This window comes from Xanthomonas sp. SI, assembly GCF_014236855.1.
Taxonomy (GTDB): Bacteria; Pseudomonadota; Gammaproteobacteria; order Xanthomonadales; family Xanthomonadaceae; genus Xanthomonas_A.
Genome location: NZ_CP051261.1, coordinates 4,017,389 through 4,041,613 on the forward strand (window position 1 = coordinate 4,017,389; position 24,225 = coordinate 4,041,613).

The window sequence follows — 24,225 nt, forward strand, 5'->3', positions numbered from 1 at the left end:
GCGCAGGCTGCGCACTCTCGGTGCATCGCCGTCCGTTCGGACGCCCCCTCGCTGCAAGCACCGGACCCCCTGCCCCCATGCTCATCCGCCTCGGCTACGAGATCCGCTACCGTTTCCTGCAGCCCACCCCGGTGCTGGCGATGCTCGACATACACGACAGCCGCCGCACCGACATCGTCGTGGCCACCGCGCTGCAGACCGAACCGGCGATCCCGCTGCGCGGCTATCGCGACCAGTTCGGCAACAGCTGTACGCGCATGCTGGCCCCGGCCGGCGTGCTGACCCTGCGTGCCGATGCGGTGGTGCGCGACAGCGGCCTGCCCGATCAGTACCGCTACGACGCGCCGCAGACCCCGGTGCAGGACCTGCCGGACGACACCCTGATGTACCTGCTCGGTAGCCGCTACTGCGAGACCGACCTGCTCAGCGGCATGGCCTGGGACCTGTTCGGCAGCGCGCCGACCGGCTGGGCGCGAGTGCAGGCGATCTGCGACTACGTGCATGCGCAGATCGAATTCGGCTACGAACACGCGCGCCCGACCAAGAGCGCGGCGCAGGCGCTGCAGGAAGGCCGCGGCGTGTGCCGCGACTTCGCCCACTCGGCGATCGCGCTGTGCCGCTGCATGAACATCCCGGCACGCTACTGCACCGGCTACCTGGGCGACATCGGCGTGCCCGCCTCGGCGGCGCCGATGGACTTCTCCGGCTGGTTCGAGGCGTTCCTGGACGGGCAGTGGTACACCTTCGACGCGCGCCACAACCTGCCGCGCATCGGCCGGGTGCTGATCGCGCGCGGCCGCGACGCCGCCGACGTGGCGATCAGCAACACCTTCGGCTACAACACGCTGGAGTCGTTCGTGGTGTGGACCGACGAAACCGACCAGGCGCGGCTGGATCCGCGTCCTGCCAGCGCCGCGGGGGTCGCCGGCAACGGCGCCGCGGCGCTGCGGACCGAGGGGCTCTACCTGTAGGGCGATTTCGCCCCAGGCACAGCTGCATTCCGCAGTGACTTGCGGGATCGGAGCATCGGTCGCGATGGGCAGGACTTGGAACGTCCGTCGCGACCGACGCTCCGAAACCATCACGGCCACCCTTTCAGGGACATTGGGCCAGCCGATGAACCGGCCGGCATGTTGTGGGAGGGACTTCAATCCCGACTGCAGCGAACTTCCAGGACTTCGCCCGCGCCTTCATCCCCCCGCCGGGCACCTTCCCCCGAAAAGGCAGCATGGTCCCGCAGGGAAAGGAAGCGGCGCGCGCTGCGTGGCCGGCGACGACACACCACGGCAAGAGCGCGCGAACGCCGCGCCGTAGCATCGTCGGCCTCGTCGCCAGTCGGAGTCTTGCCGTGCCCGTTCGCCGTCGCTGTCCCCCTCTTCTGCTGCTGGTGCTGATGCTGCAGGTCCCGGCGTTCGCGCAACAGGTGGCCACCGACCCGCCGACGCAATGGCAGGCCGACGCCAAGGCCAACAAGAAAGCCGCCAAGCAGGCCGAAAAGGCCGCCGAGCGCGCGCTGCCGCGGCAAAAGGCCGCTGGCGGACCCGCGCCTGACGGCGCAGGTCCGGGCGGCGGTCACGAAGACCCGGGCGGTCAAGGCCGCGAAGGCGGCCCGCCGGGCGGTGCTCCCGGCGGTGGATCCGGCGCACGCCGCGCCAGCGGTCCGCTGCAGATGCTGCGTCCGGAGATGGAGTTCGCCGCGCCGTTGACCGACACGCTCCTGCTGTACCGCACCCGCGAATCGGTGGTGTTCGGCCGCCCCGACAGCAGCGACATGGTGATCCTGCCGCTGTCCGGAGCGCGCGTGCAGATCGCACCCGGCGTGCAGGCGCTGCTGCACGACAATCCCGACGGCATGCTGGTGGAAATCAGCACCAGCAACGGCATCCGCGTGTCCTACCGCTACACCACCGATGCGCAGGATGCGGACAGCCTGCGGGTGCACATCCGTGCCGAAGGCCATGCCGAATCGCAGCGCGGCGGCGTGTTCGAAGTCGATCGGGTGTATCGCCGCGGAAACGCGGCAAAACGAAAGGGTTGAAGCGGACACGGGAGACAGCAAGACGCAGGCCGATGGCGGACGCGTCGCAACCTGGTCCGATCCAGGCCGACAGTGCGGACATTGCCGCATGCCGTGCGCCGCGAATACGGCACACGGCATACCAGCCTCAGGCGAACGCGTCGGTGGCGCGCACCAGGGCGTCGACGTTCTCCACCTCGAACGCGGAATGGCCAGCGCTAGGAGTGATCTGCAGCGTCGCCTTCGGCCAGGCCTTGTGCAGTTCCCACGCGCTCTGCAGCGGGCACACCACGTCGTAGCGGCCCTGCACGATCACCCCGGGGATGTCGGCGATCCTGCCCACGTCGCGCAGCAGCTGGTCTTCCACCTCGAAGAAGCCGCCGTTGACGAAGTAGTGGTTCTCGATGCGCGCGAACGCCAGCGCGAACTGCGCGTCCTCGTGGCCGCTGACGAAATCCGCATCCACGTGCAGGAAGCTGGTGGCGCCTTCCCACACGCTCCACGCGCGCGCCGCGGCCAGGCGCGTGGCCTGGTCGTCGCTGGTGAGGCGGCGATGGAACGCGGAGATCAAATCGGCGCGCTCCACCGGCGGGATCGCGCCGACGTAGTGCTCCCAGGCATCGGGAAACAGCCGGCTGGCGCCTTCCTGGTAGAACCACTCCAGTTCCCAGCGGCGCAGCATGAAGATGCCGCGCAGCACCAGCTCGGTGACGTGCGACGGATGGCTCTGCGCGTAGGCCAGCGCCAGGGTCGAGCCCCAGCTGCCGCCGAACACCTGCCAGCGTTCGATGCCGAGCGTTTCGCGCAGCCTCTCGATGTCGGCCACCAGATCCCAGGTGGTGTTGTCGACCAGGTCCGCATGCGGCGTGGAGCGGCCGGAGCCGCGCTGGTCGAACAGCACGATGCGGTACTTGGCCGGATCGTGGAAGCGCCGCATCTTGGCATTGCAGCCGCCGCCCGGCCCGCCGTGCAGCAGCACCACCGGCTTGCCCTGCGGGTTGCCGCACTGTTCGTAGTACAGCGTGTGGCGCGCGTCCACCGGCAGCATGCCGCTGTCGAAGGGTTCGATCTCGGGATATAGGGTGCGCATGGCGGTTCCTGCGGAAAAACCTGATTTTAGCGGGGAAGGCGCGGCCCTGCCCGCGTTCACGGGCGCTGTTTGCGCGGCCGGCACGCGTGCGACATCCGTCCAGACGCAACCGTCTGCGACCACGTCAGCCGGCCGGCCAGCGCCCCAGAGTGACCCGGTCGCGCGCTTCCAGGTCCTGGTAGGTCGCCACGCCGTCGAAGCCCGCCGCCGTCAGCAGCGCGCGCACCGCCTCGCCCTGCTCCCAGCCATGCTCCAGCAGCAGCCAGCCGTCCGGCTGCAGGTGCGCCGCTGCGCCGGCGACGATGACGCGGATGTCGTCCAGCCCGTCGGCGCCGGACGCCAATGCGCTGGCGGGTTCGTAGCGCAGGTCGCCCTGCGCCAGGTGTGGGTCGCCGGCGGCGATGTAGGGCGGGTTGCTGGCGATCAGGTCGAAGCGCTGCCCGGCCAGCGGCGCCAGCCACGCGCCGTGGGCGAAGCGGACGTTGTGCAGGCCGTGCGTGCGCGCATTGGCTTGCGCCACCGCCAACGCGGCTTCGCTCAGGTCGGTGGCCAGCACCTGCGCCTGCGGCCGCTCGCTGGCCAGCGCCAGCGCGATCGCGCCGCTGCCGGTGCCGAGGTCGGCGGCGCGGCGGCCCGACGCCGTGTCCAGCCGCTCCAGCGCCAGTTCCACCAGGCGCTCGGTGTCCGCGCGCGGGATCAGCGTGGCCGGGCCGACCGCCAGGTCCAGGGTCCAGAAGCCGCGGCGGCCGGTCAGGTAGGCCACCGGCTCGCCCTGCGCGCGCCGCGCCAGCAGGGCGCCGAAGCGTTCGGCGGCATCCGCGGGCAACGGGTCGCGGGCATGTGCGAACAGCCACGCGCGGTCGCGCTGCAGGGCATGGATCAGCAAGGCTTCGGCATCGGCGCGGTCGATCTGTGCGCAGGCCGCGCGCAGCAGGGACTCGGGGGTGGTGGGGGCGTTCATCGACGTCACGATGCCGCAGCGGTCCGGAAAAGCCAACGTGGTAGAACGTTGCGACTGCGTGCTTCCCCCGCAGCGCAGCAAAGAGCCAGGCTTGAATAGCGATAGACAAAACCTATCTATTTAATTCCATCAATCGATTTGAGATATCTATCGACCCCTCCTATGATGAGCCTCGTTCTATCCCCCGTCCCCCTTCACAACCACGAGGAAACTCCATGTCTCTGATCAACACCCAGGTCCAGCCGTTCAAGGCCAACGCTTACAAGAACGGCGAATTCATCGAAGTCACCGACGCGGACCTGAAGGGCAAGTGGTCGGTGCTGATCTTCATGCCGGCCGCCTTCACCTTCAACTGCCCCACCGAAGTGGAAGACGCCGCGGACAACTACGCCGAGTTCCAGAAGATCGGCGCCGAGGTCTACATCGTCACCACCGACACCCATTTCTCGCACAAGGTGTGGCACGAGACCTCGCCGGCCGTCGGCAAGGCGCAGTTCCCGCTGGTCGGCGACCCGACCCACCAGCTGACCCGCGCGTTCGGCGTGCACATCGACGAGGAAGGCCTGGCCCTGCGCGGCACCTTCGTAATCAATCCGGAAGGCGTGATCAAGACGCTGGAAATCCACGACAACGCGATCGCCCGCGACGTCACCGAGACCCTGCGCAAGCTCAAGGCCGCGCAGTTCGTCGCCTCGCATCCGGGCGAAGTGTGCCCGGCCAAGTGGAAGGAAGGCGAAAAGACGCTGAAGCCGTCGCTGGACCTGGTCGGCAAGATCTAAGTCGTCCCCACTCCCATCTCCGCCGCTTCGGCGGGGGTGGGGGTGAACCGCAGCCCGCGTCGCGGCCGCTACGCCCGCCTCACGCCAGCCACCGGCAGCGCGCGCCGGCTGCGGTTCACCCCTCCTCCCAATTCTCTACGGCGGTCTGCCCCTGCGGCAGCAACGCCTTCCCCTCGCTTTGCCCATCGTCAGGAGTCCGCCATGTTGGATGCCGATCTGAAAACCCAGTTGAAGGCTTACCTGGAGCGGGTCGTTCGGCCCATCCACATCACCGCGTCGGTGGACGACGGCGCCAAGTCGCGCGAGATGCTCGACCTGCTCGAAGACCTGGTGCTGCTGTCGGACCAGATCAGCCTGGACGTGCACCGCGACAGCGCCGAACGCACCCCGTCGTTCGCGCTGACCAGCCCCGGCCACGACATCCACCTGCGTTTCGCCGGGCTGCCGCTGGGCCACGAGTTCACCTCGCTGGTGCTGGCGCTGCTGCAGGTCGGCGGGCATCCGTCCAAGGCCACCGCCGAGGTCATCGAGCAGGTGCGCAACCTGCCCGGCGAGTACGTGTTCGAAACCTATTTCTCGCTGTCCTGCCAGAACTGCCCGGACGTGGTGCAGGCGCTGAACCTGGCCGCGGTGCTGAACCCGAACATCAAGCACGTGGCGATCGACGGCGCGCTGTTCCAGGACGAGGTGGAGGCGCGGCAGATCATGTCGGTGCCCACCGTGTACCTCAACGGCGAAGTGTTCGACCAGGGCCGCATGAGCCTGGAGCAGATCGTGGCCAAGCTCGACACCGGCGCGACCAAGCGCGATGCGGCCAGCATCGCGGCCAAGGCGCCGTTCGACGTGCTGGTCATCGGCGGCGGCCCGGCCGGCGCGGCGGCGGCGATCTATGCCGCGCGCAAGGGCATCCGCACCGGCGTGGCGGCCGAGCGTTTCGGCGGCCAGGTGCTGGACACCATGGCGATCGAGAACTTCGTTTCGGTGCAGGAGACCGAAGGCCCGAAGATGGCCGCGGCGCTGGAGCAGCACGTGCGCCAGTACGACGTGGACATCATGAACCTGCAGCGCGCCGAGCAGCTGATTCCGGCCGGCGCCGACGGCCTGGTCGAGATCAGGCTGGCCAACGGCGCGTCGCTGAAGAGCCGCAGCGTGATCCTGTCCACCGGCGCGCGCTGGCGGCAGATGAACGTGCCCGGCGAGGACCAGTACCGCAACAAGGGCGTGGCCTATTGCCCGCATTGCGACGGCCCGCTGTTCAAGGGCAAGCGCGTGGCCGTGATCGGCGGCGGCAATTCCGGCGTGGAAGCGGCGATCGACCTGGCCGGCATCGTCAGCCACGTCACCCTGGTCGAGTTCGACGCCAAGCTGCGCGCCGATGAGGTCCTGCAACGCAAGCTGCGCAGCCTTGGCAACGTGGACATCATCGTCAACGCGCAGAGCACCGAGGTGATCGGCGACGGCAGCAGGGTCACCGGGCTGGTCTACAAGGACCGCGTCGGCGGCGATATCCACCGCCTGGCGCTGGAAGGCATCTTCGTGCAGATCGGCCTGCTGCCCAACACCGAATGGCTGCAGGGCACGGTGGCGCTGTCGCCGCGCGGCGAGATCGTGGTCGACGACCGCGGCCAGACCTCGCTGCCCGGCGTGTTCGCCGCCGGCGATGCCACCACGGTGCCGTACAAGCAGATCATCATCGCCATGGGCGAAGGCTCCAAGGCGGCGCTGAGCGCGTTCGACCACCTGATCCGCAGCAGCGCACCGGTCAGCAGCGCGGTCGCCGAAGCGGCTTGATCCCGTCACGCCCGCATAGACCCCGCACCGCGACCCGGCGCGGGGTCTATGCTGTTCTCAGCACAGCCCGCACCGCCAAGGAACCTGCCGATGAACCTGCGTGATCTGAAATACCTGGTGGCGCTGGCCGATCACAAGCATTTCGGGCGTGCCGCGGCGGCCTGTTTCGTCAGCCAGCCGACGCTGTCCACGCAGATCAAGAAGCTGGAGGACGAACTGGGCGTGCCGCTGGTCGAGCGTGCGCCGCGCAAGGTCATGCTGACCCCGGCCGGGCGCGAGGCGGCCAGCCGCGCGCGCGGCATCGTCGCCGAGATCGAGCAGATGAAGGAAGCGGCGCGGCGCAGCCAGGATCCGGAAGCGGGCACGGTGCGCCTGGGCATCTTCCCGACGCTGGGCCCGTACCTGCTGCCGCACGTGATCCCGGGCATCCGCGAGCGTTTCCCGCAACTGGAACTGCTGCTGATCGAGGAAAAGAGCGACGTGCTGCTGACCCGGTTGCGCGAAGGCCGGCTGGATGCGGCGCTGCTCGCGCTGCCGCTGCACGACGACCAACTGCATACCGAATTCCTGTTCGAGGAACCGTTCGTGCTGGCGGTGCCGGATGGCCATCCGCTGGCCAAGCGCGATTCGTTGAGCCTGAGCGAGCTGCACCAGCAACGGTTGCTGTTGCTTGAGGACGGCCATTGCCTGCGCGAGCAGGCCCTGGACGTGTGCCACCTGTCCGGCGCGCTGGAAAAAGCCGAATTCCAGGCCACCAGCCTGGAAACGCTGCGGCAGATGGTGGCCGCCAATGTCGGCGTGACCCTGCTGCCCTTGCTGGCGGTGCAGCCGCCGGTGACCAACTCGTCCAATATCCACCTGCTGCGCTTCGACGACGCCTCCGGCCCGAGCCGGCGCATCGCGATGCTGTGGCGCCGCAGTTCGGCGATGAGCGATTTCCTGGAGCAGTTGGCGAAACTGTTCAAGGCGCTGCCCGAGGCGCTGCTGTCGGCCAAGGCCGCGCCGTCGGCGCTCGCCCCGGTGGCCGCTGCGCTGCCGCGCGTGGCGACGCTCTGAGCGCAGCACCGCGCCGGTGGCGCAAGGCGCGCGGGCGACGCTAACGCCCGGTTTACGGCCGTCGGTGCGACAATCCCGCGATTACCTGTGTAGAGGAATGCGGATGACGTCTATCGGAACCGTGCTCGGCCGCCATCGCAACAATGCGACGCTGTCGATCCTGGTCATGCTGTTCGGCCTGGCGCTGCTGGCCTGCGGCGTACTGCTGTTCGCGGTGCGCGACAAGGTCGCGCCGGAAGCGGCGCAGACGCTGCAATGGATCATGCTCGGCCTGGCGCTGGTCGGCGTGCTGACGCTCCTGCTGGGCTGGGCGATCCGCCGCGGCGGCTGGGAACAGGGCGAGCTGGGCGTGCGCCAGTTTCCCGAGCGCAGCGACGGCACCTACCTCTATCGCGACATCGTCGAGACCTGCCAGTTCTACCGCGCCGGGCTGTCGGTCAACCTGGGCTGGCGGCGCGAAGGCCAGGAACAGTGGCAGGCCGCCAACGGCAACATCGGCGGCTACTACAAGTTCCTCGACCGCTTCATGCACGGCTACCTGCAGGCGCGCGTGCCGGTGCTGATGGCCAAGCTCGATGCCGGGCAGACACTGAGTTTCCGCATGGTCACCACCGCCGGCGCGATCCGCCGCGAATTCGCGGTCAACATGAAGGGTTTCACCCGCGGCCCGCTCGAGACGGTGCAGCTGAGCCGCGAGCGCCTGGCCTTCGCCGGCAACGAGATCCGCATCGACGACATCGTCGCCATGGACGTGTCGGCATGGACCTCGCGCCTGCAGTTCCAGTTGCGCGGCGGCAGCAAGGTCAGCGTCAGCTACACCGCCTTGTTCGACGGCCCGCTGTTGCTGGCGGTGCTGGAGCAACTGCTGCCCACGCAGCCGCACGTCACTGCTGTCTGAGCGCGGCCATCGGCCCTGCGGCCGATGCCACGCGACAGCCAGCGCCATCCGGGCGGCGCCTCGCAGCGCCGCCTTTTTCATGACCCTAGGAGTTTGCCATGTCCTCTCAACCGCAAAGCGGCCTGCCCCCTTCACTGATCGTATCCAGCCACGACCTGGCCCGTCTGGAGGCCTTGCTCGAGTCCCCCGCCTTGAAGCAGCACCCGGCCGCACTCGCGCTGGGCGAAGAACTCGGCCGTGCCACGGTGGTGCCGCCCGAGCAACTTCCCGCCGGCATCGTCGCCATGCACTCGCGCGTGGAATGCGAAGACGAACTGCACGGCGAACGCCACCAACTGACCCTGGTCTATCCGCACGAAGCCGATGCCGCGCAAGGCCGCATCTCGGTGCTGGCGCCGGTCGGCAGCGCCCTGCTCGGCCTGGCCGTGGGCCAGTCGATCGACTGGCAGGGCCCGGGCGGCCGCGCGCTGCGGCTGCGCGTGCTCGCGGTGCAGCCGGCAAGCGACTTCGTGCACGCGGCGGGTTAACGTGCGCGGGCTTATCCTCCATTCCATCCGTTCCGAGAACTATCGATGACGTCTTCCGCTCGTTCCAAACTGGCTCAGCTGCGCGAGTTGTCCGTGGTCGTGGCCGATACCGGCGACTACGATGCGATCAAGCGGCTCAAGCCGGTCGATTGCACCACCAATCCGACCCTGGTGAAGAAAGCCCTGGACCTGCCGGTCTACGCCGAGCTGATCGACGAGGCGCTGGCCTGGGCGCGCAGCCAGGACGGCGATCACGCCACCCTGGTCGACGAGATCGCCGACCGCCTGACCATCGGCGTGGGCAGCAAGCTCAGCGCGCTGGTGCCCGGGCGCGTGTCCACCGAGGTGGACGCCGACCTGGCCCACGACACCGCCGCGACCATCGCCAAGGCGCACAAGTTCATCGCCATGTACGCCGAACGCGGCGTATCCAAGGACAAGATCCTGATCAAGGTCGCCGCGACCTGGGAAGGCATCGAGGCCGCGCGCCAGCTGCAGAAGGACGGCATCGACTGCAACCTGACGCTGATCTTCAACCGCACCCAGGCGCTGGCCTGCGCCGAGGCCGGCGTGTTCCTGATCTCACCGTTCGTCGGCCGCATCCTGGACTGGTACGTGGCCAACGGGCAAACCCCGGCCAGCATCGACGAAGACCCGGGCGTGCAGTTCGTGCGCGGCGTGTACGCCGAGTTCAAGCGCCGCGGTTCGCAGACGGTGGTGATGGGCGCCTCGTTCCGCTCCACCGCGCAGATCGAGGCGCTGGCCGGCTGCGACCGCCTGACCATCTCGCCGGACCTGCTGGAGAAGCTCGACGCCGACCATGGCGAGCTGCCGCGCAAACTGTCGCCCGGCCAGGCCGACGGCGCGCAGATCGCGCCGATCGATGCCAAGCAGTTCGCCACCGACCTGGCCGCCGATCCGATGGCGACCGAGAAGCTGGCCAGCGGCATCGACACCTTCGCCAAGGACCTGCAGGCGCTGCGCGACACGATCCGGCAGAAGCTGGCCATCTGACCGCAGCTGGTAATGGCACGACCTCCGAGCGGCGGCAACGCCGCTCTTTTTTTGGTGCCGGGAATGGGGAAACGGGAATGGGGAATGGGGAATGCAGGGGCCGTCTCGCTGCCGATTCACGGCTCGATCCGATGCTATCGGTGCAGGCGGTGAGGCTGCGCGACGCCTGCTGTGCCAACAACGCCGAACGCTGAAGACAAGCACAGACTCAGCCCGTATTGCCAACGCCGCTTTCGACACCGCGTTGGCGCCGCCACAACTTTTCGCCGGCTAAGCTGCGCGCTCCACAGCACAGGTGCGGCAAATGGCAACGATCGCGGTAGTGATGGTCGATGGCGTGGCGGACTGGGAGATCGGCACCATCCTGCCGGCGGCGCGGGCCTGGTTCGGCGACGAGATCAGGATCGCCAGCATCGACGGCAAGCCGCTGACCTCGATCGGCGGACTGAACCTGCATCCGGAGTACGCGTTGTCGGACCTGGCGCCGCTGGAGGCAGATCTATGGCTGCTGCCGGGTAGCGATCGCTGGCAGGCCGGCGAGATTCCCGGACTCAGCGGCTTGCTGCAGCAACGCATCGACGCCGGCCGCGCGGTCGCGGCGATCTGCGGCGCCACCATCGCGCCGGCCTATGCCGGACTGCTGGATACGCGGGCGCATACCAGCAATTCCGAGGCGTTCCTGCGCGAGCACGTGGGCGTCTATGCCGGCACCGCGCACTACCTCGAGCAGAAAGCGGTCAATGCGGGCGGGCTGATCACCGCACCCGGCACCAGCCCGGTCACTTTCGCGCTGGAGTGCCTGCGCCAACTGCATCCCGAGCGCGAAGAACAGATCGCGCAGATGCGGCAGATGTTCGCTGCCGAGTTCGTGTGACGCAGCGCGCGCCGGCCTGGACCCGGCTCACGCGACGACCGCGCAGCGCGTGGGCGCTGCGCGGCCGGTTCAGGCCTCCAGGCCGAGCGAGCAGCTGACCCCCGTACCGCCCAATCCGCAGTAACCGCCCGGGTTCTTTGCCAGGTACTGCTGGTGCTCGTCCTCGGCGTAGTAGAACGGCGGCGCCGGGAACAGGATCTCGGTGGTGATCTCGCCGTAGCCGGCCGCGCGCAGGCGCTGCTGGTAGGCGTCGCGGCTGGCGATGGCCGCGTCGTACTGCGCCTGCGTGCTGCAGTAGATCGCCGAGCGGTACTGGGTGCCGGTGTCGTTGCCCTGGCGCATGCCCTGGGTCGGATCGTGGCTCTCCCAGAAAGTCTGCAGCAACTGCTCGAAGCCCACCGCCTGCGGGTCGAACACCACCAGCACCGCCTCGGTGTGGCCGGTCTGGCCGGAGCACACTTCCCGGTAGGTGGCGTTGGGCGTCTGCCCGCCGGCGTAGCCGACCGCGGTACTGAACACGCCCGGCAGCGACCAGAACTTGCGCTCGGCGCCCCAGAAGCAGCCCAGGCCGAACTGCACCTGTTGCAGGCCGGCGAACGCGTCACGCAGCGGGTGGCCATTGACGAAGTGGCGGTTGTGCAGCGGCAGCGGCTCCGCGCGGCCGGGCAGGCTTTCGCCTGGGCGCGGCAGGCGCTGCTTGAAGGCACCGATTCCCAACATGGCGCGGACTCCTGGCATCGAAAGGGATGCCTCCTGGATGGCGCTGCCGGCACCGGCTTTCAAGGTGCGTGCGGCGCCCTTCCGTGGCGGTGGGCCGCCACGGGCCCACGCCACGCGTCCGCCAGGTCAGTGCGCTGCGGTCCTGCTGCCGCCGTCCGCCAGTTCCGGCATCGCCGAGCTGTGGTGGTTGATGATCAGCCAGCGGCCGTCGCGCTTCTCGTAGACGAAGGTGTAGCGCGCCTGCACCTGGCGGGTGCTGCCGTCCGGATTGGTCAGGGTGAAGGTGTAGACGCCGGCATCGACCGCGCTGTCGTCGTCGAGCAGCCGCACCTGGCGGTAGTTGATGACGCCGCGCGGCTTGGCCGCCAGGAAGTGGTCGAAGTAGTCCTTGATCTCGGCGCGGCTGGCGCGGACCTGGTTGGACACGGTCGGCAGCAGCACGCCGTCGCGGGCATACAGGTCGGCGACGCGGTCGGCGTTGCCGGTGGCCAGCGCCGCGTTCCAGCGGTCGAACAGGCCGGCGATCTCGCGCTCCTCGCCCGCCGCCGGCAGCGACGGCCGGGCGTCGTAGTGCATCGCCGGGGCCGCCAGCGCGGCGGTGGCGGACAGGCTCAGGACCAGGGTGAACAGGATGCGACGCATGGTGGATCTCCGCTGTGGATGAGGGAATGCCGTCTCGGGGCGAAGCCAGTATTGGCAGCGGCGGCTTGCGTAAAATCCGCTGGGCGGCATATCCTCCAATATGCCGATCGGCATATCGGAGAACAGCATGCAAGCCCCTCTAAATGCAGGCCAATGGCGGCAGGAACTGCGTCGCGAAGCGGCCGACAGCGCGCGCTGGCAGGCGGTGGCCGACGCCGCCGACGCGGTGACTCGCGCCGCGGGCGCCGAGCAGGCCGGAGCGGAAGCGCTGCGTCTGGCGCGCGAGCTGCTGGATGCGCCGCACGCCGCGGTGCTGGCGCTGCGCGGTAGCCGCAGCCTGGTGCTGGCCAGCCATGGCGACGCGCTGCCGCCCGGCGCCAGCGTCGCCACCGATGGCCCTGCCCTGTCCTGGCGCCTGGCCGCGCGCGCGGGCGAAGCGGCCGAGCTGTGCGTGCCGATCGCCGCGCTGGGCGCCACGCTGGGCACGCTGTGCCTGGGCTGGAACGCGCGCATGGCGCCGGCACCGGGCGACGTGCAGGCGATCGCGACCATCGCCGCGCTGCTGGCGCCGGCGGTGGCCGAACCGGCGCGTGCGCCGCGGCGCCGCAAGCCGGCGCAACCGGACCGGCTCGGCGCGCTCAGCGCGCGCGAACGGCAGGTGCTGGCGCTGCTGCCGCGCGGCCTGACCAACGCCGGGCTGGGCGCGGAACTGGGCATTTCCGCCGGTACCGCCAAGGTCCACGTGGAGCGCATCCTGCAGAAGCTGCAGGTGTCCGATCGCACCCAGGCGGCGGTGTATGCGGTGCAGGCGGGGATGGCGCTGTGAGCGCGGCCACGCTGCGCTGGAACGACTGGCCGCTGACCCGCAAGAGCCTGGCGGTGGTAGCGCTGCCGCTGTTGCTGCTGCTGGCGGCATTGGTGGCGATCTACAGCGTGGAACGGCAGAACATCGCCGCCGAGAACGACGTGCGCCAGACCCTGGAGGTGCTCAGCGACCTGTACGAGGCGCATGCGCTGCTGGCCGAGACCGCGGCCGGCGTGCGCGGCTACCGGCTGGTGCGGCAGGACGCGTTCCTGACCCCGTACCGCGACGCCGAGCCGCGCCTGCAGACCGTGGTGCAGCGCCTGGCGCAGCGCATCACCGATCCGCGGCAGGCGCAGCGCTTCGCCCGCATCCAGCCGCTGTTCGCGGAGAAGATGCAGGGCTGGCGCCGGCTGCTGGCGCCGGACCTGAGCCGCGAGGAAGAGATCCGCCAGCTCAGCGAAGGCAAGGTCAAGCTCGACATCCTGCGCGCCGAACTGCGCGAACTGCGCAACTACGAGACCGCGCAGTTGCAGGTCCGCACCGCCAAGGCGCAGGCGCTGCGCCAGCGCAACCTGCTGATCACCCTGTGCGCGGCGATGCTCGGCGGACTCGGCGCGGTGTTCGCGGTGGCCTGGTTCGCCTCCTCGCTGTCGCGGCGGCTGCGCGTGCTCTCCGCCAATGCCGACCGCCTGGGCGAAGGCCTGCCGCTGGCGCCGCAACTGCGCACCGGCGACGAACTGGGCCAGGTCGCGCAACGCCTGGACCAGGCCAGCACCCTGCTCGCCGCGCGTGCCGCCGAAGCGCAGTCGGCGCGGCGCGAGGCCGAGGCCGCCAACCGCGCCAAGACCGAGTTCCTGTCGCGCAGCAGCCACGAGCTGCGCACCCCGCTCAACGCCATCCTCGGCTATGCGCAGGTGCTGGAGATGGACCTGCCCGGCGCCGCGCAGCGCGGCCAGCTGCAGCACATCCTCGGCGCCGGGCGGCACCTGCTCGGGCTGATCACCGAGCTGCTGGACATCGCCCGCATCGAGGCCGACCAGCTCGACCTGAGCCCGCAGCCGGTCCCGGTGCGCGCGGCGATCGAGGAAGCGCTGGGCCTGGTCGCGCCCGAGGCGAAGACCCGCGGCATCGCCCTGCAACCGCTGCAGGTCCCGCCCGCCTGGACCGTGCGCGCCGATCCGCAGCGCCTGCGCCAGGTGCTGATCAACCTGCTGTCGAACGCGATCAAGTTCAACCGCCCCGGCGGCGCGGTGCGGGTGAGCGCCGAGCAGCAGGGCGAGTTCCTGTGCATCGCCGTGCACGACCAGGGCCACGGCCTGTCGGCCGAGCAGGTGCAGCGCCTGTTCACCCCGTTCGAGCGGCTCGGCGCGGAGCGCTCGGCGATCGAAGGCACCGGCCTGGGCCTGGCGTTGAGCAAGCGCCTGACCGAAGCGATGGGCGGGCGCATCGTGGTGGAAAGCAGCCCGGAGGGTTCGCGGTTCTGGATCGCGCTGCCGCTGGACCGGCCCGCCGACGCGCCGGCACCGCACCCGGCGATCGCCGCGACCGCGGCCGGCGATGGCCAGCGCAGCGTGCTCAGCGTCGAGGACAATCCCTCCAACCAGGCGCTGATCCGCACCCTGACCGAGCGCCGCCCGCACTGGCGCCTGCACGAGGCGGCGACGCTGGCGCAGGCGCGCGCGCAGTTGCAACAGGCCCGCCCCGACCTGATCCTGCTCGACCTGCACCTGAGCGACGGCAACGGCGAGGACCTGCTGCGGCAACTGCGCGAGCAGCCGCACACCGCGGCGATCCCGGTGGTGGTGGTCAGCGCCGACGCGACGCCCGCCACGCTGGCGCGGGTGCAGGGCGACAACGTGCGCGCCTACCTGACCAAACCGCTGGACGTGGCCGAATTCTTCACCGTTCTGGACCGACACCTCGCATGACCCGCAACGATGTCCTCGCCTCGCGCATCCTGATCGTCGACGACGAACCGGCCAACGTCCGCCTGCTCGAAGACCTGCTGCAGCGCGAAGGCTTCCAGCAGGTGGTGGCGACCACCGATCCGCAACGCGTGCTGGGCCTGGTCTCGGCGTTCGCGCCGGACCTGATCCTGCTCGACCTGATGATGCCGGAGCTGGACGGCTACGCGATCCTGGAACAGCTGTCGCGGCTGGCCGGCGCGTCCAGCTTCCTGCCGGTGATCGTGCTCACCGCCGACCCCAGCCGCAGCGCGCGCCACCGCGCGCTCGGCCTGGGCGCCAAGGACTTCCTGACCAAGCCGCTGGACACCTTCGAAGTCGCGCTGCGGGTCTGGAACGTGGCCGAGACCACCGTGCTGTTCAAGCGCCTGCGCGCCCTGGCCGATCCGGACGCCGCGCCGCCAGGCTGGCGCGCCGATTGAGGGCCGGGATTGGGGATTCGGGATTGGGGATTCGCAAGAGCCGCATGCCCGCTTTTTCGAATCCCCAATCCCCAATCCCGAATCCCGGCCCCTCAACTACATCGCCCGCGTGACCTGGCCGCCCAGGCCCAGTGCCGTGAGCACTTCCTGCGCCTTCTCCAGCAGTTCGTCGGCCACGCAGACCTGCACCACGCCGAACGGCAGTTCGCCGGCGCCGCCGAGCAGCGCCTCGCCGAACACGAACGCGGTGATGCCGGCATCCTCCAGCGCGTGCTTGGCCAGGTGCGCATCGATCAGGTGCTGGGCGCGATAGGCGATCTGCATGCTCCGCCCTCAGCCGCGCGCCGTGACGTCGGCAAGCGCGACTTCGGCGGCCGCGCCGGCGCGCCATTCGCGCATCGCCGGCAAGGCCTCAAGGGCCGCCATGTACTGCGCGGCCGCCGCCGGCACCGCCACCCCGTAGCCGGCGAAACGCACCGCCACCGGCGCGAACATCGCATCGACGATGCCGAAGTCGCCGCACAGGAACGCCCCGCCGCCGCCGTGGGTCTCGCGCAGCGTCGCCCACAGCTGCACGATGCGTGCGATATCGGCCCGCGCCTCGGCGTCCCAGTGCTCGCCGTCGGGCTGGCGGCAGGCCTGCATCGGCAGCTGCCGGCGCAGCGCCAGGAACCCGGAATGCATCTCGCAGGCCGCCGCCCGCGCCTGCGCGCGCACCTCCAGCGCCGCCGGCCAGCCGCGGCCGCCCAGCCAGCGCTCGTTGGCGTACTCGCAGATCGCCAGCGAATCCCAGATCTGCAACTCGCCGTCCCACAGCGCCGGCACCCGCCCGGTCGGCGAGTAGGCGCCGATGCGCGCGGCGAACTCGGGCGTGTCCAGCGGCAGCGGCACTTCCTCGAACGGCACCGCGAAGTGCCGCAGCAGCAGCCACGGCCGCAGCGACCACGAGGACAGGTTCTTGTCGCCGATGACCAGACGGGGGAGCGGCATGACGCGATCTCGGGGATGGACGGACCCGCAGCGTACGCGGCGGGGCGGCCAGCGGCCAGCTCGGCTAAACTTGCGCTTTACTTTCTGCTGAAGCGCGCATGTCCGAGACCCCCGCCACCGACGCCACCGCCCCGGCCGAGAAGAAAGACTTCATCCGCCAGATCGTCCGCGAGGACCTGGCCAGCGGCAAGCACGCGGCCATCCGCACCCGCTTCCCGCCAGAGCCCAACGGCTACCTGCACATCGGCCACGCCAAGGCGATCTGCCTGGATTTCGGCATCGCCGCCGAGTTCGCCGGGCGCTGCAACCTGCGCTTCGACGACACCAATCCGGCCAAGGAAGACCCCGAGTTCGTCGCCGCGATCCAGGACGACGTGCGCTGGCTGGGCTTCGAATGGGCCGAACTGCGCCATGCCTCGGACTACTTCGAGGTGTACTACCTGGCTGCCGAGAAGCTGATCCGCGACGGCCACGCCTTCGTCTGCGACCTCTCCGCCGAGCAGGTGCGCGAATACCGCGGCACGCTCACCGAGCCGGGCCGCAATTCGCCGTACCGCGAGCGCAGCGTAGAAGAGAACCTGGACCTGTTCCGGCGCATGCGCGCCGGCGAGTTCCCCGATGGCGCACGCACCCTGCGCGCCAAGATCGACATGACCAGCGGCAACATCAACCTGCGCGACCCGGCGCTGTACCGGATCAAGCACGTCGAGCACCAGAACACCGGCAACGCCTGGCCGATCTACCCGATGTACGACTTCGCGCACTCGCTGGGCGACGCGGTGGAAGGCATCACCCACTCGCTGTGCACGCTGGAATTCGAAGACCACCGCCCGCTGTACGACTGGTGCGTGGACAAGGTCGACCTGACCGGCCATCCCGAGCTGCTGCAGTCGCTGCTGGACAAGGGCCTGCCGCGCGAGGCGGCCAAGCCGCGGCAGATCGAGTTCTCGCGCCTGAACATCAACTACACGGTGATGAGCAAGCGCAAGTTGACCCAACTGGTGGCCGAGCAGCTGGTCGACGGCTGGGACGATCCGCGCATGTACACCCTGCAGGGCCTGCGCCGGCGCGGCTACACGCCGGCGGCGCTGCGCCTGCTGGTGGACCGGGTCGGCATCAGTAAGCAGAACTCGGTGATCGACTTCTCGGTGCTGGAAGGCTGCCTGCGCGAGGACCTGGATGCGGCCGCGCCGCGGCGCATGGCGGTGATCGACCCGCTCAAGCTGGTGCTGGGCAATCTGCCGGAGGGCCACAGCGAGACGCTGGTGTTCTCCAACCATCCCAAGGACGAGCGCTTCGGCCAGCGCGAGATGCCGTTCTCGCGCGAACTGTGGATCGAGCGCGAGGATTTCGCCGAGGTCCCGCCCAAGGGCTGGAAGCGGCTGGTGCCGGGCGGCGAAGTGCGCCTGCGCGGCGCCGGCATCGCCCGCGTCGACGAGGTGATCAAGAACGACGCCGGCGAGATCGTCGAACTGCGCGGCTGGCTGGATCCGGAATCGCGTCCCGGCATGGAAGGCGCCAACCGCAAGGTCAAGGGCACCATCCACTGGGTCAGCGCGGCGCATGCGCTGGAGGCGGAAATCCGCCTGTACGACCGCCTGTTCTCGGTGGAGAAGCCCGACGACGAATCCGACGGCAAGACCTACCGCGACCACCTCAACCCGGCCTCCAAGCGCAGCGTGCGCGGCTACGTGGAACCGGCCGCCGCGCAGGCCGCGCCGGAGCAGGCGTTCCAGTTCGAGCGCAGCGGCTACTTCGTCGCCGACCGCTACGACCACAACGCCACCACGCCGGTGTTCAACCGCAGCGTGACCCTGCGCGACACCTGGACCGGTGGCCACGGCGCAGCCTGACGCAAGCGCGCCGCGCCGGCCGTTTCCCGTTGCGGCCGCCATGCGGCCGCGACCCGCCGCGCCACGGACGCGGTTTCCGGCATGCGCTGCCTGAGCGCATGCCGTGGGCCGCTGCGGCCGCCTCGGCGCCACAGTTGCCACAGCCGCCAGCGCCGCGCTTTCCAACGGCATTGCCGGCACGTTAGCGTAGCGCCCATGTCGCCCGCCCCCACCCTGAGCCTGCGCAGCTACGGCCGCGACGGCCATGCCCACCAGCACGCCCACGTGCAGATCGTGCTGCCGCTGCAGGGCGAGCTGGAGATCGAGGTGGGTGGACGCGGCAGCCGCCTGGATGCGTTCCGCGCGGCCGTCGTCGCACCGCACACCTCGCACGCGCAGTCGGCACAAGGCGACAACCGCTTCCTGGTGCTGGACTGCGATGCGGCCGCGTTCGACGACGACGCACTGGAACGCCTGCAGCGCGCGCCCTTCCTCGACCTGCCGCCGCAACTGCAACGCCTGTTGGCCTCGCTCGACCCCGTGCAGCCCGGCACCGGCGCTGCGGCCTGCGCAGCGCTGGCGCTGCGCCAGCTGCGCACGCAGCGCCGCGCATGGGTGCGGCTGCAGGAACTGTGCCTGCGCATCGAGGACGCCCCGGGCCAGCCGTGGCCGGTGGAACGCATGGCGCAGGCCGCGCACCTGAGCGTGAGCCGCCTGCATGCGCTGTTCCGCGAAGCGCTGGGGCGCACGCCGCAGGCATGGCTGTCGGCACGGCGGCTGGACTGGGTGCGGCGGCAACTGGCGTATGGCGAGCGCCCGATCGCGCAACTGGCGCTGGACAGCGGCTATGCCGACCAGAGCGCGCTGACCCGCGCGCTGCGGCGCCAGACCGGACACACGCCTGCCGCCTATCGCCGACGCCATCGGGCGGCCACCGTGGCGCCGGACCAGTAGCCTGGGACAAGCCGGGGCGGCACGCGCAGGCCATGCTGGCGCACTACGCAACGAAGCAACAGGACACGGCATGCGCAAGCGTTTGTGGGCGGGAGTGGGCAGCGGCGTGGCGGCCGGCGCGTTGTGGGGACTGGTGTTCCTGGCGCCGCAATTGCTGGCCGGGTTCTCGCCGCTGCAGCTGTCGGTGTCGCGCTACCTGGCCTACGGGTCGGTCGCCGCGCTGCTGCTCGCGCCGCGCTGGCGCGCCGCCACCGCTGCGCTCGGGGCGCCGGAATGGTGGGCGCTGCTGCGGCTGAGCCTACTCGGCAACATCGTCTACTACGTGTTGCTGGGCAGCGCGGTGCAATGGGCCGGCGGCGCGGCCACGGCCTTGATCATCGGCCTGCTGCCGGCGGTGGTCACCGTGCTCGGTTCGCGCGCGGCCGGCGCGATGCGGTTGCGCCGGCTGGCCGCGCCATGCGCGCTGTGCGTGCTCGGCGTGGCGCTGGTCGCGGCACAGACGCTCGACGCCGCGCACCCGGCGCAGACCAGCGTGGGCACGCGCGCGGCCGGGCTGGCGTGCGCGGTTGGCGCGCTGGCGTGCTGGGCGGCGTATTCGGTCAAGAACGCCGGCTGGCTCGCGCGCCGGCCCGAGATCTCCGGGCGCGACTGGTCGATGCTGACCGGCGTGGTCACCGGCGCATTGGCGCTGACCCTGGCGATCCCCGCGTTCGCGTTCGGCCACGGCCATGCGGCGGCGGACTGGGCGCGGTTCTGGGGCGTGGCGATCGTGCTGGGCGTGTTCGCCTCGGTGATCGGCAATGCCTGCTGGAATCACGCCAGCCGGCTGCTGCCGCTGACCCTGGTCGGGCAGATGATCGTGTTCGAAACCGTCTTCGCGCTGCTCTACGGTTTCCTGTGGGAGGCGCGCTGGCCCACCCCGCTGGAGACCCTGGCGATCGCCTGCCTGCTGGTGGGCGTGCTGGGGTGCGCCTGGCTGCACGCGCCTGCGCCGGTGCGCAAGCCGGATGCAACCTTGGGTTAAGGCACGCCGCCTAGACTGCAGGCGTCATTCCTTACCCCAGGAAACTCCCGATGTCCGCTGCTTTGCGCACCTCCTGCCTCGGCCTTGCGCTGCTCGCCCTGCTCGCCGGTTGCGACATGGCGCCGTCTTCCGCCCCCTCGCAAGCCGCCGCGACGCCGGCACCCACTGCGGCATCTGCATCTCCATCCACAGCGGCGCAGGGCAAGTGCGACGCCATGCCCGACCACGATTACGACATGCCGGCCGCACGCTTCGACGAAACCGCGCAGCAGCTGGCGCATGCCACCGGTTGCGGCATCGTCTACGACGACCAGTCGCTGTCGCCGGTGCAGGTCAATGCGGTGAAGGGCCGGATCAGCATCCGCCAGGCGATCCACCAGGCCATCGACGGCACCGCGATCCGTGTCAAGCAGGAAACCGCCGATACGATCGCCGTCGGCCGCCGCTGAGTTGCCGGCGCCGCGGCCATGCGCGTTAGGATGGCAGCGGTCTCTCGCACGGAAGGTCGCCATGTCCACTCGTCTCGCGCTGTTGCTGTGCTGCCTGTGCCTGTTCGCCGGCACCCTCGTCTTCAGCGGCTGCGCGCGCAGCGAAGGCGCCAAGCCCGCCGCGCCCGGTTTGCCGGTGAAGGTGGACACCAGTTGCCGCAGCGACGCCGACTGCGCGGTCAAGGACGTCGGCAACTGCTGCGGCGCGATGCCGGCCTGCGTCAACCGCGATAGCCCCACCGATCCGCAGGGCGTGATGGCGCAATGCCAGGCCAGCGGCCGCATGAGCGTGTGCGGCTCGCGCGCAATCAGCGGCTGCCAGTGCGTGGCCGGGCAATGCAGCGCCAAGGGCGCGCAAGCCGATACACTGCGCGACCCCCAGCCTGCCGAACCCGTCCGCTGATGCTCTACGCGCAAGTCCACCTCACCCTGCCCGCCTGGATCCACGAGGCGGTCGATCCGCAGGCGGTCTATCCCGGCGATGCCGACAAGGTGGCGCTGGCGGTGGAACTGTCGCGGCTGAACGTGGATGCCGGCAGCGGCGGTCCGTTCGGCGCGGCGGTGTTCGGCCCGGACCACCGCATCATCTCGGTCGGGGTGAACCGGGTGGTGCCGCAGACCACCTCGCTGGCGCACGCCGAGAACATGGCCTACATGCTCGCGCAGCAGCGCCTGCAGACGCCGCGGCTGAACGCGGCGCTGTCGCCGGTGACCCTGGCGACCTCGGCGCAACCGTGCTGCCAGTGCTACGGCGCCACCATCTGGGCCGGCATCGACCGCCTGCTGATCGGCGCCAGTGCCGAGGACGTGATGGCGCTGACCCCGTTCGACGAAGGCCCGCTGCCGGCGGACTGGATCGGCGAACTGGAGCGCCGCGGCATCGAGGTGGTGCGCGGCCTGCATCGCGACGCCGCCTGCGCGGTGTTGCGCCGCTACGGCGAGCTCGACAGCCCCCGCTACTGACCGCCGCCCGGCGAAGGCTTCATCCATGTCCTCCCTGAACGGCCTGCTGTGCTACTGCCGGCAAGGCTTCGAGCCCGAACTGGCGGCCGAACTGAACGATCGCGCCGCGCGCGCCGACCTGCCGGCCTACGCGCGCACCGAACGCAACAGCGGCTACGCGCTGCTGGTCTGCGAGACCGCCTTGCCGCCGCGCGCGCTGCCGTGGCGCGGGCTGATCTTCGCGCGGCAGAAACTGCGCCTGCTGGCCGAACTGCGCGAACTGGACCCAGCCGACCGGATCGCGCCGATGCTGCAGGCGCTGGCCGGGCACAGCCGCTTCGGCGACCTGTGGGTGGAGCACCCGGATTCGGACGAAGGCAAGCAGCTGTCCGGGCTGGCGCGCAGTTTCGGCAATGCGCTGCGTCCGGCGCTGCGCAAGGCCGGCCTGCTCAGCGACAAGCCGCAGCCGAAGCTGCCGCGCCTACACGTGTGCTTCCTCGCCGGCACCCACGCCTTGCTGGCCGTCGCCGACAGCGACGACAGCGCGCCGTGGCCGCTGGGCATTCCGCGCCTGAAGCTGCTGTCGGAGGCGCCCTCGCGCTCGGCGCTGAAACTGGAAGAAGCGCTGCTGGCGCTGCTGGCGCCGGAAGAGCGCGAGGCGCTGCTCAAGCCCGGCATGCGCGCCGCCGACCTGGGCGCCGCGCCCGGCGGCTGGACCTGGGTGCTGACCCGCCAGCACCTGCACGTGACCAGCGTCGACAACGGCCCGCTGCGCCAGCACGTGCTCGACAGCGGCCTGGTCGATCATCTGCGCGCCGACGGTTTCCACTGGAAGCCGCCGCAGGCGCTGGACTGGATGGTCTGCGACATGGTCGAACAGCCGCGCCGCGTCGCCGAACGCATGGGCACCTGGTTCCGCGAAGGCTGGTGCCGGCACGCGATCTTCAACCTCAAGCTGCCGATGAAGAAGCGCTGGGACGAGACCCAGCTGTGCCTGGACCTGTTCGCCGAACGCGCCGAGCGCCCGCTGCAGATCCGCGCCAAGCAGCTCTACCACGACCGCGAAGAGATCACCGTGCTGGCGATGCCGGCCTGACGTTGCGGGCGCCCGCTGCGCCCGCCAACAGCGCCTCCTGTAGGAGCGGCTTCAGCCGCGACCGGGCGTTACCGGCGAGATCCTGTCGCGGCTGAAGCCGCTCCTACAGGGAATCGAAACAGCCGCGAGGAAAAGCGCCCAGGCATCGCTCGACCGCGGGCACAGAACCACCTTATCCGCTACAGCACGATCCGCTTGCCACCCTCGCGCGCCGAACGCTGGATCGCGTCGATCACGCGCATGTCGCGCAGGCCTTCCTCGCCCGGCGCGCGCAGCGGCGTGCCGTCGAGGATCGCCAGCGCGTCCTCGTCCATCTGCAGCGCCTGCTGGTGGCGCACCTTCGCGTCGAACACGCGGCCGTCGCTGGCGCTGCCGCGGATGCCGTCGTAGCTCTGGAACGGCGCCAGTTCGTACCAGCCGCGCTCGCACTCGGCGCGCAGCCGGTTCATGCTGCGGCCGAAGCTGGTGGCGCAGTCGGCGAGCACTTCGTGCGGGAATTCCAGCTTGAACTGCATGTGTTCGTCGACCTCGTCGAACAGCGCCGGCCGGTCGGTGGAACGGTGCGCGCTGACCGCCAGCGGTTCGGCGCCGACCGTGTAGCGCGCCGCATTGAGCGAATACACGCCCATGTCGTACATCGCGCCGCCGCCGAACTGCGCGCGCAGCCGCCACGGCCGCTGCGCCGGATCGGTGTCGCCGTAGCCGTTGTAGCCGGCCTCGGCACGCACCGTGCGCAGCGCGCCGAACGGGCGCTCGCCGGCCAGCGCGATGATCCGCCGCGTGTTCGGCTCGTGCTGCATGCGGTAGCCGATGCTCAGCCGCACCTTGTTGCGCGCGCAGGCGGCGATCATCGACTGCGCCTCGTCGGCATGCATCGCCATCGGCTTCTCGCACCACACGTGCTTGCCGGCGGCGGCCGCACGCAGGCTCAGCGGCGCATGCAGATAGGTCGGCGTGACCACGTAGACCACGTCGATGTCCGGGTTGTCGGCGATGCGCTCCAGCTCGTCGTAGCTGTAGACGTTGCGATCGGGAATGCGGTAGCGCGACTGCCACTGCGGAATCTTGTGCGGCGAGCCGGTGACGATGCCGGCCAGCCGGCAATGCCTGGTCAGCGCCAGGCCCGGTGCCAGGCGGTTGCTGGCGTAGTCGCCCAGCCCGACCAGCGCCACCCCCAGCGGTTTCTTCGGCTTGCCGCGTGGCGCCGCCCACAGCGGCGATCCCAACAGGCCTGCGCCCGCCGCGGACAATCCGGCGACAAGCACACGGCGACGATTCGGCGAGGACAGCGACATGCGGATCTCCCTGAAGGCCGGACACGGATCGCCCGAACCTTAAC

At 70.1% G+C, this 24,225-nt stretch carries 26 protein-coding genes; 19 read left to right on the forward strand and 7 right to left on the reverse strand.

The features are described 5' to 3' along the window. The first annotated feature begins 77 nt into the window (after window positions 1-77). The gene (locus tag HEP75_RS16985) at window positions 78-971 is read left to right on the forward strand and encodes a transglutaminase family protein (RefSeq protein WP_185813778.1); all 894 of its coding nucleotides are present in this window, start codon (window positions 78-80) and stop codon (window positions 969-971) included. A 377-nt stretch (window positions 972-1,348) separates the two neighbouring features. After that, a complete protein-coding gene (locus tag HEP75_RS16990; RefSeq protein WP_185824283.1) occupies window positions 1,349-2,038 on the forward strand; it encodes a hypothetical protein in 690 nt (229 codons plus the stop codon). A gap of 127 nt (window positions 2,039-2,165) precedes the next feature. Here HEP75_RS16990 and pip read toward each other — a convergent pair whose 3' ends face one another. Together pip and prmC are read right to left on the reverse strand one after the other, a co-directional pair. Continuing rightward, window positions 2,166-3,107: a prolyl aminopeptidase gene (gene pip / locus HEP75_RS16995; RefSeq protein ID WP_185824284.1), complete on the reverse strand. Its 942-nt coding sequence runs from the start codon at window positions 3,105-3,107 to the stop codon at window positions 2,166-2,168. Between the two features lie 124 nt (window positions 3,108-3,231). After that, window positions 3,232-4,068, reverse strand: a complete 837-nt coding sequence (gene prmC, locus HEP75_RS17000; RefSeq protein WP_185824285.1) for a peptide chain release factor N(5)-glutamine methyltransferase — start codon at window positions 4,066-4,068, stop codon at window positions 3,232-3,234. Window positions 4,069-4,283: 215 nt separating this feature from the next. On the opposite strand from prmC, the gene ahpC reads away from it, so the two are divergent. From ahpC to HEP75_RS17035, 7 genes are all read left to right on the forward strand, one after another. Continuing rightward, window positions 4,284-4,847, forward strand: a complete 564-nt coding sequence (gene ahpC / locus HEP75_RS17005) for an alkyl hydroperoxide reductase subunit C (protein ID WP_039007575.1) — start codon at window positions 4,284-4,286, stop codon at window positions 4,845-4,847. Window positions 4,848-5,048: 201 nt separating this feature from the next. Continuing rightward, the gene (gene ahpF, locus HEP75_RS17010) at window positions 5,049-6,638 is read left to right on the forward strand and encodes an alkyl hydroperoxide reductase subunit F (protein ID WP_185824286.1); all 1,590 of its coding nucleotides are present in this window, start codon (window positions 5,049-5,051) and stop codon (window positions 6,636-6,638) included. A 90-nt stretch (window positions 6,639-6,728) separates the two neighbouring features. Beyond that, entirely contained in the window at window positions 6,729-7,694 is a 966-nt protein-coding gene (locus HEP75_RS17015; protein ID WP_185824287.1) for a LysR substrate-binding domain-containing protein, read from the forward strand. 103 nt (window positions 7,695-7,797) lie between these two features. Beyond that, the gene (locus HEP75_RS17020; RefSeq protein WP_185824288.1) at window positions 7,798-8,592 is read left to right on the forward strand and encodes a hypothetical protein; all 795 of its coding nucleotides are present in this window, start codon (window positions 7,798-7,800) and stop codon (window positions 8,590-8,592) included. Between the two features lie 98 nt (window positions 8,593-8,690). Then, complete coding sequence (gene rnk / locus HEP75_RS17025; RefSeq protein ID WP_185824289.1) at window positions 8,691-9,119, forward strand: nucleoside diphosphate kinase regulator; 429 nt, start codon at window positions 8,691-8,693, stop codon at window positions 9,117-9,119. A gap of 45 nt (window positions 9,120-9,164) precedes the next feature. Next, the gene (gene tal, locus HEP75_RS17030) at window positions 9,165-10,133 is read left to right on the forward strand and encodes a transaldolase (RefSeq protein ID WP_185824290.1); all 969 of its coding nucleotides are present in this window, start codon (window positions 9,165-9,167) and stop codon (window positions 10,131-10,133) included. Window positions 10,134-10,437: 304 nt separating this feature from the next. Beyond that, window positions 10,438-11,007: a type 1 glutamine amidotransferase family protein gene (locus HEP75_RS17035; protein ID WP_185824291.1), complete on the forward strand. Its 570-nt coding sequence runs from the start codon at window positions 10,438-10,440 to the stop codon at window positions 11,005-11,007. 69 nt (window positions 11,008-11,076) lie between these two features. Here HEP75_RS17035 and msrA read toward each other — a convergent pair whose 3' ends face one another. Both msrA and HEP75_RS17045 read right to left on the reverse strand, forming a co-directional pair. After that, a complete protein-coding gene (gene msrA, locus HEP75_RS17040; protein WP_185824292.1) occupies window positions 11,077-11,727 on the reverse strand; it encodes a peptide-methionine (S)-S-oxide reductase MsrA in 651 nt (216 codons plus the stop codon). 126 nt (window positions 11,728-11,853) lie between these two features. Continuing rightward, window positions 11,854-12,369 carry an SgcJ/EcaC family oxidoreductase gene (locus HEP75_RS17045; RefSeq protein ID WP_179568209.1) on the reverse strand — a complete coding sequence of 172 codons (516 nt, stop codon included), beginning with the start codon at window positions 12,367-12,369 and terminating at the stop codon, window positions 11,854-11,856. Window positions 12,370-12,496: 127 nt separating this feature from the next. On the opposite strand from HEP75_RS17045, the gene HEP75_RS17050 reads away from it, so the two are divergent. Genes HEP75_RS17050 through HEP75_RS17060 form a run of 3 tightly spaced genes read left to right on the forward strand, consistent with a single transcriptional unit; the run spans window position 12,497 to window position 15,560 of the window. Further along, a complete protein-coding gene (locus HEP75_RS17050; protein WP_185824293.1) occupies window positions 12,497-13,195 on the forward strand; it encodes a LuxR C-terminal-related transcriptional regulator in 699 nt (232 codons plus the stop codon). Then, window positions 13,192-15,102 carry an ATP-binding protein gene (locus HEP75_RS17055; RefSeq protein ID WP_185824294.1) on the forward strand — a complete coding sequence of 637 codons (1,911 nt, stop codon included), beginning with the start codon at window positions 13,192-13,194 and terminating at the stop codon, window positions 15,100-15,102. Before HEP75_RS17050 ends, HEP75_RS17055 begins: the two co-directional genes overlap by 4 nt. Next, entirely contained in the window at window positions 15,099-15,560 is a 462-nt protein-coding gene (locus tag HEP75_RS17060; protein WP_185820907.1) for a response regulator, read from the forward strand. The genes HEP75_RS17055 and HEP75_RS17060 overlap by 4 nt, the downstream gene beginning before the upstream one ends. Window positions 15,561-15,656: 96 nt before the next feature. On the opposite strand, the gene HEP75_RS17065 is transcribed toward HEP75_RS17060, so the two are convergent. Together HEP75_RS17065 and HEP75_RS17070 are read right to left on the reverse strand one after the other, a co-directional pair. Then, the gene (locus HEP75_RS17065; RefSeq protein ID WP_010340670.1) at window positions 15,657-15,884 is read right to left on the reverse strand and encodes a DUF2007 domain-containing protein; all 228 of its coding nucleotides are present in this window, start codon (window positions 15,882-15,884) and stop codon (window positions 15,657-15,659) included. A gap of 9 nt (window positions 15,885-15,893) precedes the next feature. Further along, on the reverse strand, window positions 15,894-16,550 hold the full coding sequence (locus HEP75_RS17070; RefSeq protein WP_185824295.1) for a glutathione S-transferase family protein: 657 nt from the start codon (window positions 16,548-16,550) through the stop codon (window positions 15,894-15,896). 98 nt (window positions 16,551-16,648) lie between these two features. Here HEP75_RS17070 and HEP75_RS17075 point away from each other — a divergent pair, with 98 nt between their 5' ends. The 7 genes from HEP75_RS17075 to rlmM all read left to right on the forward strand — a co-directional run bounded on the left by HEP75_RS17075 (window position 16,649) and on the right by rlmM (window position 22,886). Continuing rightward, window positions 16,649-18,403: a glutamine--tRNA ligase/YqeY domain fusion protein gene (locus HEP75_RS17075; protein WP_185824296.1), complete on the forward strand. Its 1,755-nt coding sequence runs from the start codon at window positions 16,649-16,651 to the stop codon at window positions 18,401-18,403. Window positions 18,404-18,484: 81 nt separating this feature from the next. Then, a complete protein-coding gene (locus tag HEP75_RS17080; protein ID WP_345776768.1) occupies window positions 18,485-19,336 on the forward strand; it encodes an AraC family transcriptional regulator in 852 nt (283 codons plus the stop codon). 70 nt (window positions 19,337-19,406) lie between these two features. Then, window positions 19,407-20,360 carry a DMT family transporter gene (locus tag HEP75_RS17085; RefSeq protein WP_185824298.1) on the forward strand — a complete coding sequence of 318 codons (954 nt, stop codon included), beginning with the start codon at window positions 19,407-19,409 and terminating at the stop codon, window positions 20,358-20,360. A gap of 215 nt (window positions 20,361-20,575) precedes the next feature. After that, window positions 20,576-20,809 (forward strand): STN domain-containing protein, encoded by a 234-nt coding sequence (locus tag HEP75_RS22310; RefSeq protein WP_255423888.1) that lies wholly within the window; start codon window positions 20,576-20,578, stop codon window positions 20,807-20,809. Window positions 20,810-20,870: 61 nt separating this feature from the next. Beyond that, a complete protein-coding gene (locus tag HEP75_RS17095) occupies window positions 20,871-21,251 on the forward strand; it encodes a hypothetical protein (protein WP_179568227.1) in 381 nt (126 codons plus the stop codon). Continuing rightward, window positions 21,251-21,811 (forward strand): nucleoside deaminase, encoded by a 561-nt coding sequence (locus HEP75_RS17100; RefSeq protein ID WP_179568229.1) that lies wholly within the window; start codon window positions 21,251-21,253, stop codon window positions 21,809-21,811. Before HEP75_RS17095 ends, HEP75_RS17100 begins: the two co-directional genes overlap by 1 nt. Window positions 21,812-21,845: 34 nt before the next feature. Next, on the forward strand, window positions 21,846-22,886 hold the full coding sequence (rlmM, locus tag HEP75_RS17105) for a 23S rRNA (cytidine(2498)-2'-O)-methyltransferase RlmM (RefSeq protein WP_179569387.1): 1,041 nt from the start codon (window positions 21,846-21,848) through the stop codon (window positions 22,884-22,886). 179 nt (window positions 22,887-23,065) lie between these two features. Here rlmM and HEP75_RS17110 read toward each other — a convergent pair whose 3' ends face one another. After that, the gene (locus tag HEP75_RS17110) at window positions 23,066-24,181 is read right to left on the reverse strand and encodes a Gfo/Idh/MocA family oxidoreductase (RefSeq protein ID WP_185824300.1); all 1,116 of its coding nucleotides are present in this window, start codon (window positions 24,179-24,181) and stop codon (window positions 23,066-23,068) included. Window positions 24,182-24,225 lie beyond the last annotated feature (44 nt).

Coding starts and splice junctions, on each gene's coding strand:
- HEP75_RS16985 (WP_185813778.1), top strand. CDS start 78: ATGCTCATCCGCCTCGGCTACGAGATCCGCTACCGTTTCCTGCAGCCC.
- pip (WP_185824284.1), bottom strand. CDS start 3,107: ATGCGCACCCTATATCCCGAGATCGAACCCTTCGACAGCGGCATGCTG.
- prmC (WP_185824285.1), bottom strand. CDS start 4,068: ATGAACGCCCCCACCACCCCCGAGTCCCTGCTGCGCGCGGCCTGCGCA.
- ahpC (WP_039007575.1), top strand. CDS start 4,284: ATGTCTCTGATCAACACCCAGGTCCAGCCGTTCAAGGCCAACGCTTAC.
- ahpF (WP_185824286.1), top strand. CDS start 5,049: ATGTTGGATGCCGATCTGAAAACCCAGTTGAAGGCTTACCTGGAGCGG.
- HEP75_RS17015 (WP_185824287.1), top strand. CDS start 6,729: ATGAACCTGCGTGATCTGAAATACCTGGTGGCGCTGGCCGATCACAAG.
- HEP75_RS17020 (WP_185824288.1), top strand. CDS start 7,798: ATGACGTCTATCGGAACCGTGCTCGGCCGCCATCGCAACAATGCGACG.
- rnk (WP_185824289.1), top strand. CDS start 8,691: ATGTCCTCTCAACCGCAAAGCGGCCTGCCCCCTTCACTGATCGTATCC.
- tal (WP_185824290.1), top strand. CDS start 9,165: ATGACGTCTTCCGCTCGTTCCAAACTGGCTCAGCTGCGCGAGTTGTCC.
- HEP75_RS17035 (WP_185824291.1), top strand. CDS start 10,438: ATGGCAACGATCGCGGTAGTGATGGTCGATGGCGTGGCGGACTGGGAG.
- msrA (WP_185824292.1), bottom strand. CDS start 11,727: ATGTTGGGAATCGGTGCCTTCAAGCAGCGCCTGCCGCGCCCAGGCGAA.
- HEP75_RS17045 (WP_179568209.1), bottom strand. CDS start 12,369: ATGCGTCGCATCCTGTTCACCCTGGTCCTGAGCCTGTCCGCCACCGCC.
- HEP75_RS17050 (WP_185824293.1), top strand. CDS start 12,497: ATGCAAGCCCCTCTAAATGCAGGCCAATGGCGGCAGGAACTGCGTCGC.
- HEP75_RS17060 (WP_185820907.1), top strand. CDS start 15,099: ATGACCCGCAACGATGTCCTCGCCTCGCGCATCCTGATCGTCGACGAC.
- HEP75_RS17065 (WP_010340670.1), bottom strand. CDS start 15,884: ATGCAGATCGCCTATCGCGCCCAGCACCTGATCGATGCGCACCTGGCC.
- HEP75_RS17070 (WP_185824295.1), bottom strand. CDS start 16,550: ATGCCGCTCCCCCGTCTGGTCATCGGCGACAAGAACCTGTCCTCGTGG.
- HEP75_RS17075 (WP_185824296.1), top strand. CDS start 16,649: ATGTCCGAGACCCCCGCCACCGACGCCACCGCCCCGGCCGAGAAGAAA.
- HEP75_RS17080 (WP_345776768.1), top strand. CDS start 18,485: ATGCGCTGCCTGAGCGCATGCCGTGGGCCGCTGCGGCCGCCTCGGCGC.
- HEP75_RS17085 (WP_185824298.1), top strand. CDS start 19,407: ATGCGCAAGCGTTTGTGGGCGGGAGTGGGCAGCGGCGTGGCGGCCGGC.
- HEP75_RS22310 (WP_255423888.1), top strand. CDS start 20,576: ATGCCCGACCACGATTACGACATGCCGGCCGCACGCTTCGACGAAACC.
- HEP75_RS17095 (WP_179568227.1), top strand. CDS start 20,871: ATGTCCACTCGTCTCGCGCTGTTGCTGTGCTGCCTGTGCCTGTTCGCC.
- HEP75_RS17100 (WP_179568229.1), top strand. CDS start 21,251: ATGCTCTACGCGCAAGTCCACCTCACCCTGCCCGCCTGGATCCACGAG.
- HEP75_RS17110 (WP_185824300.1), bottom strand. CDS start 24,181: ATGTCGCTGTCCTCGCCGAATCGTCGCCGTGTGCTTGTCGCCGGATTG.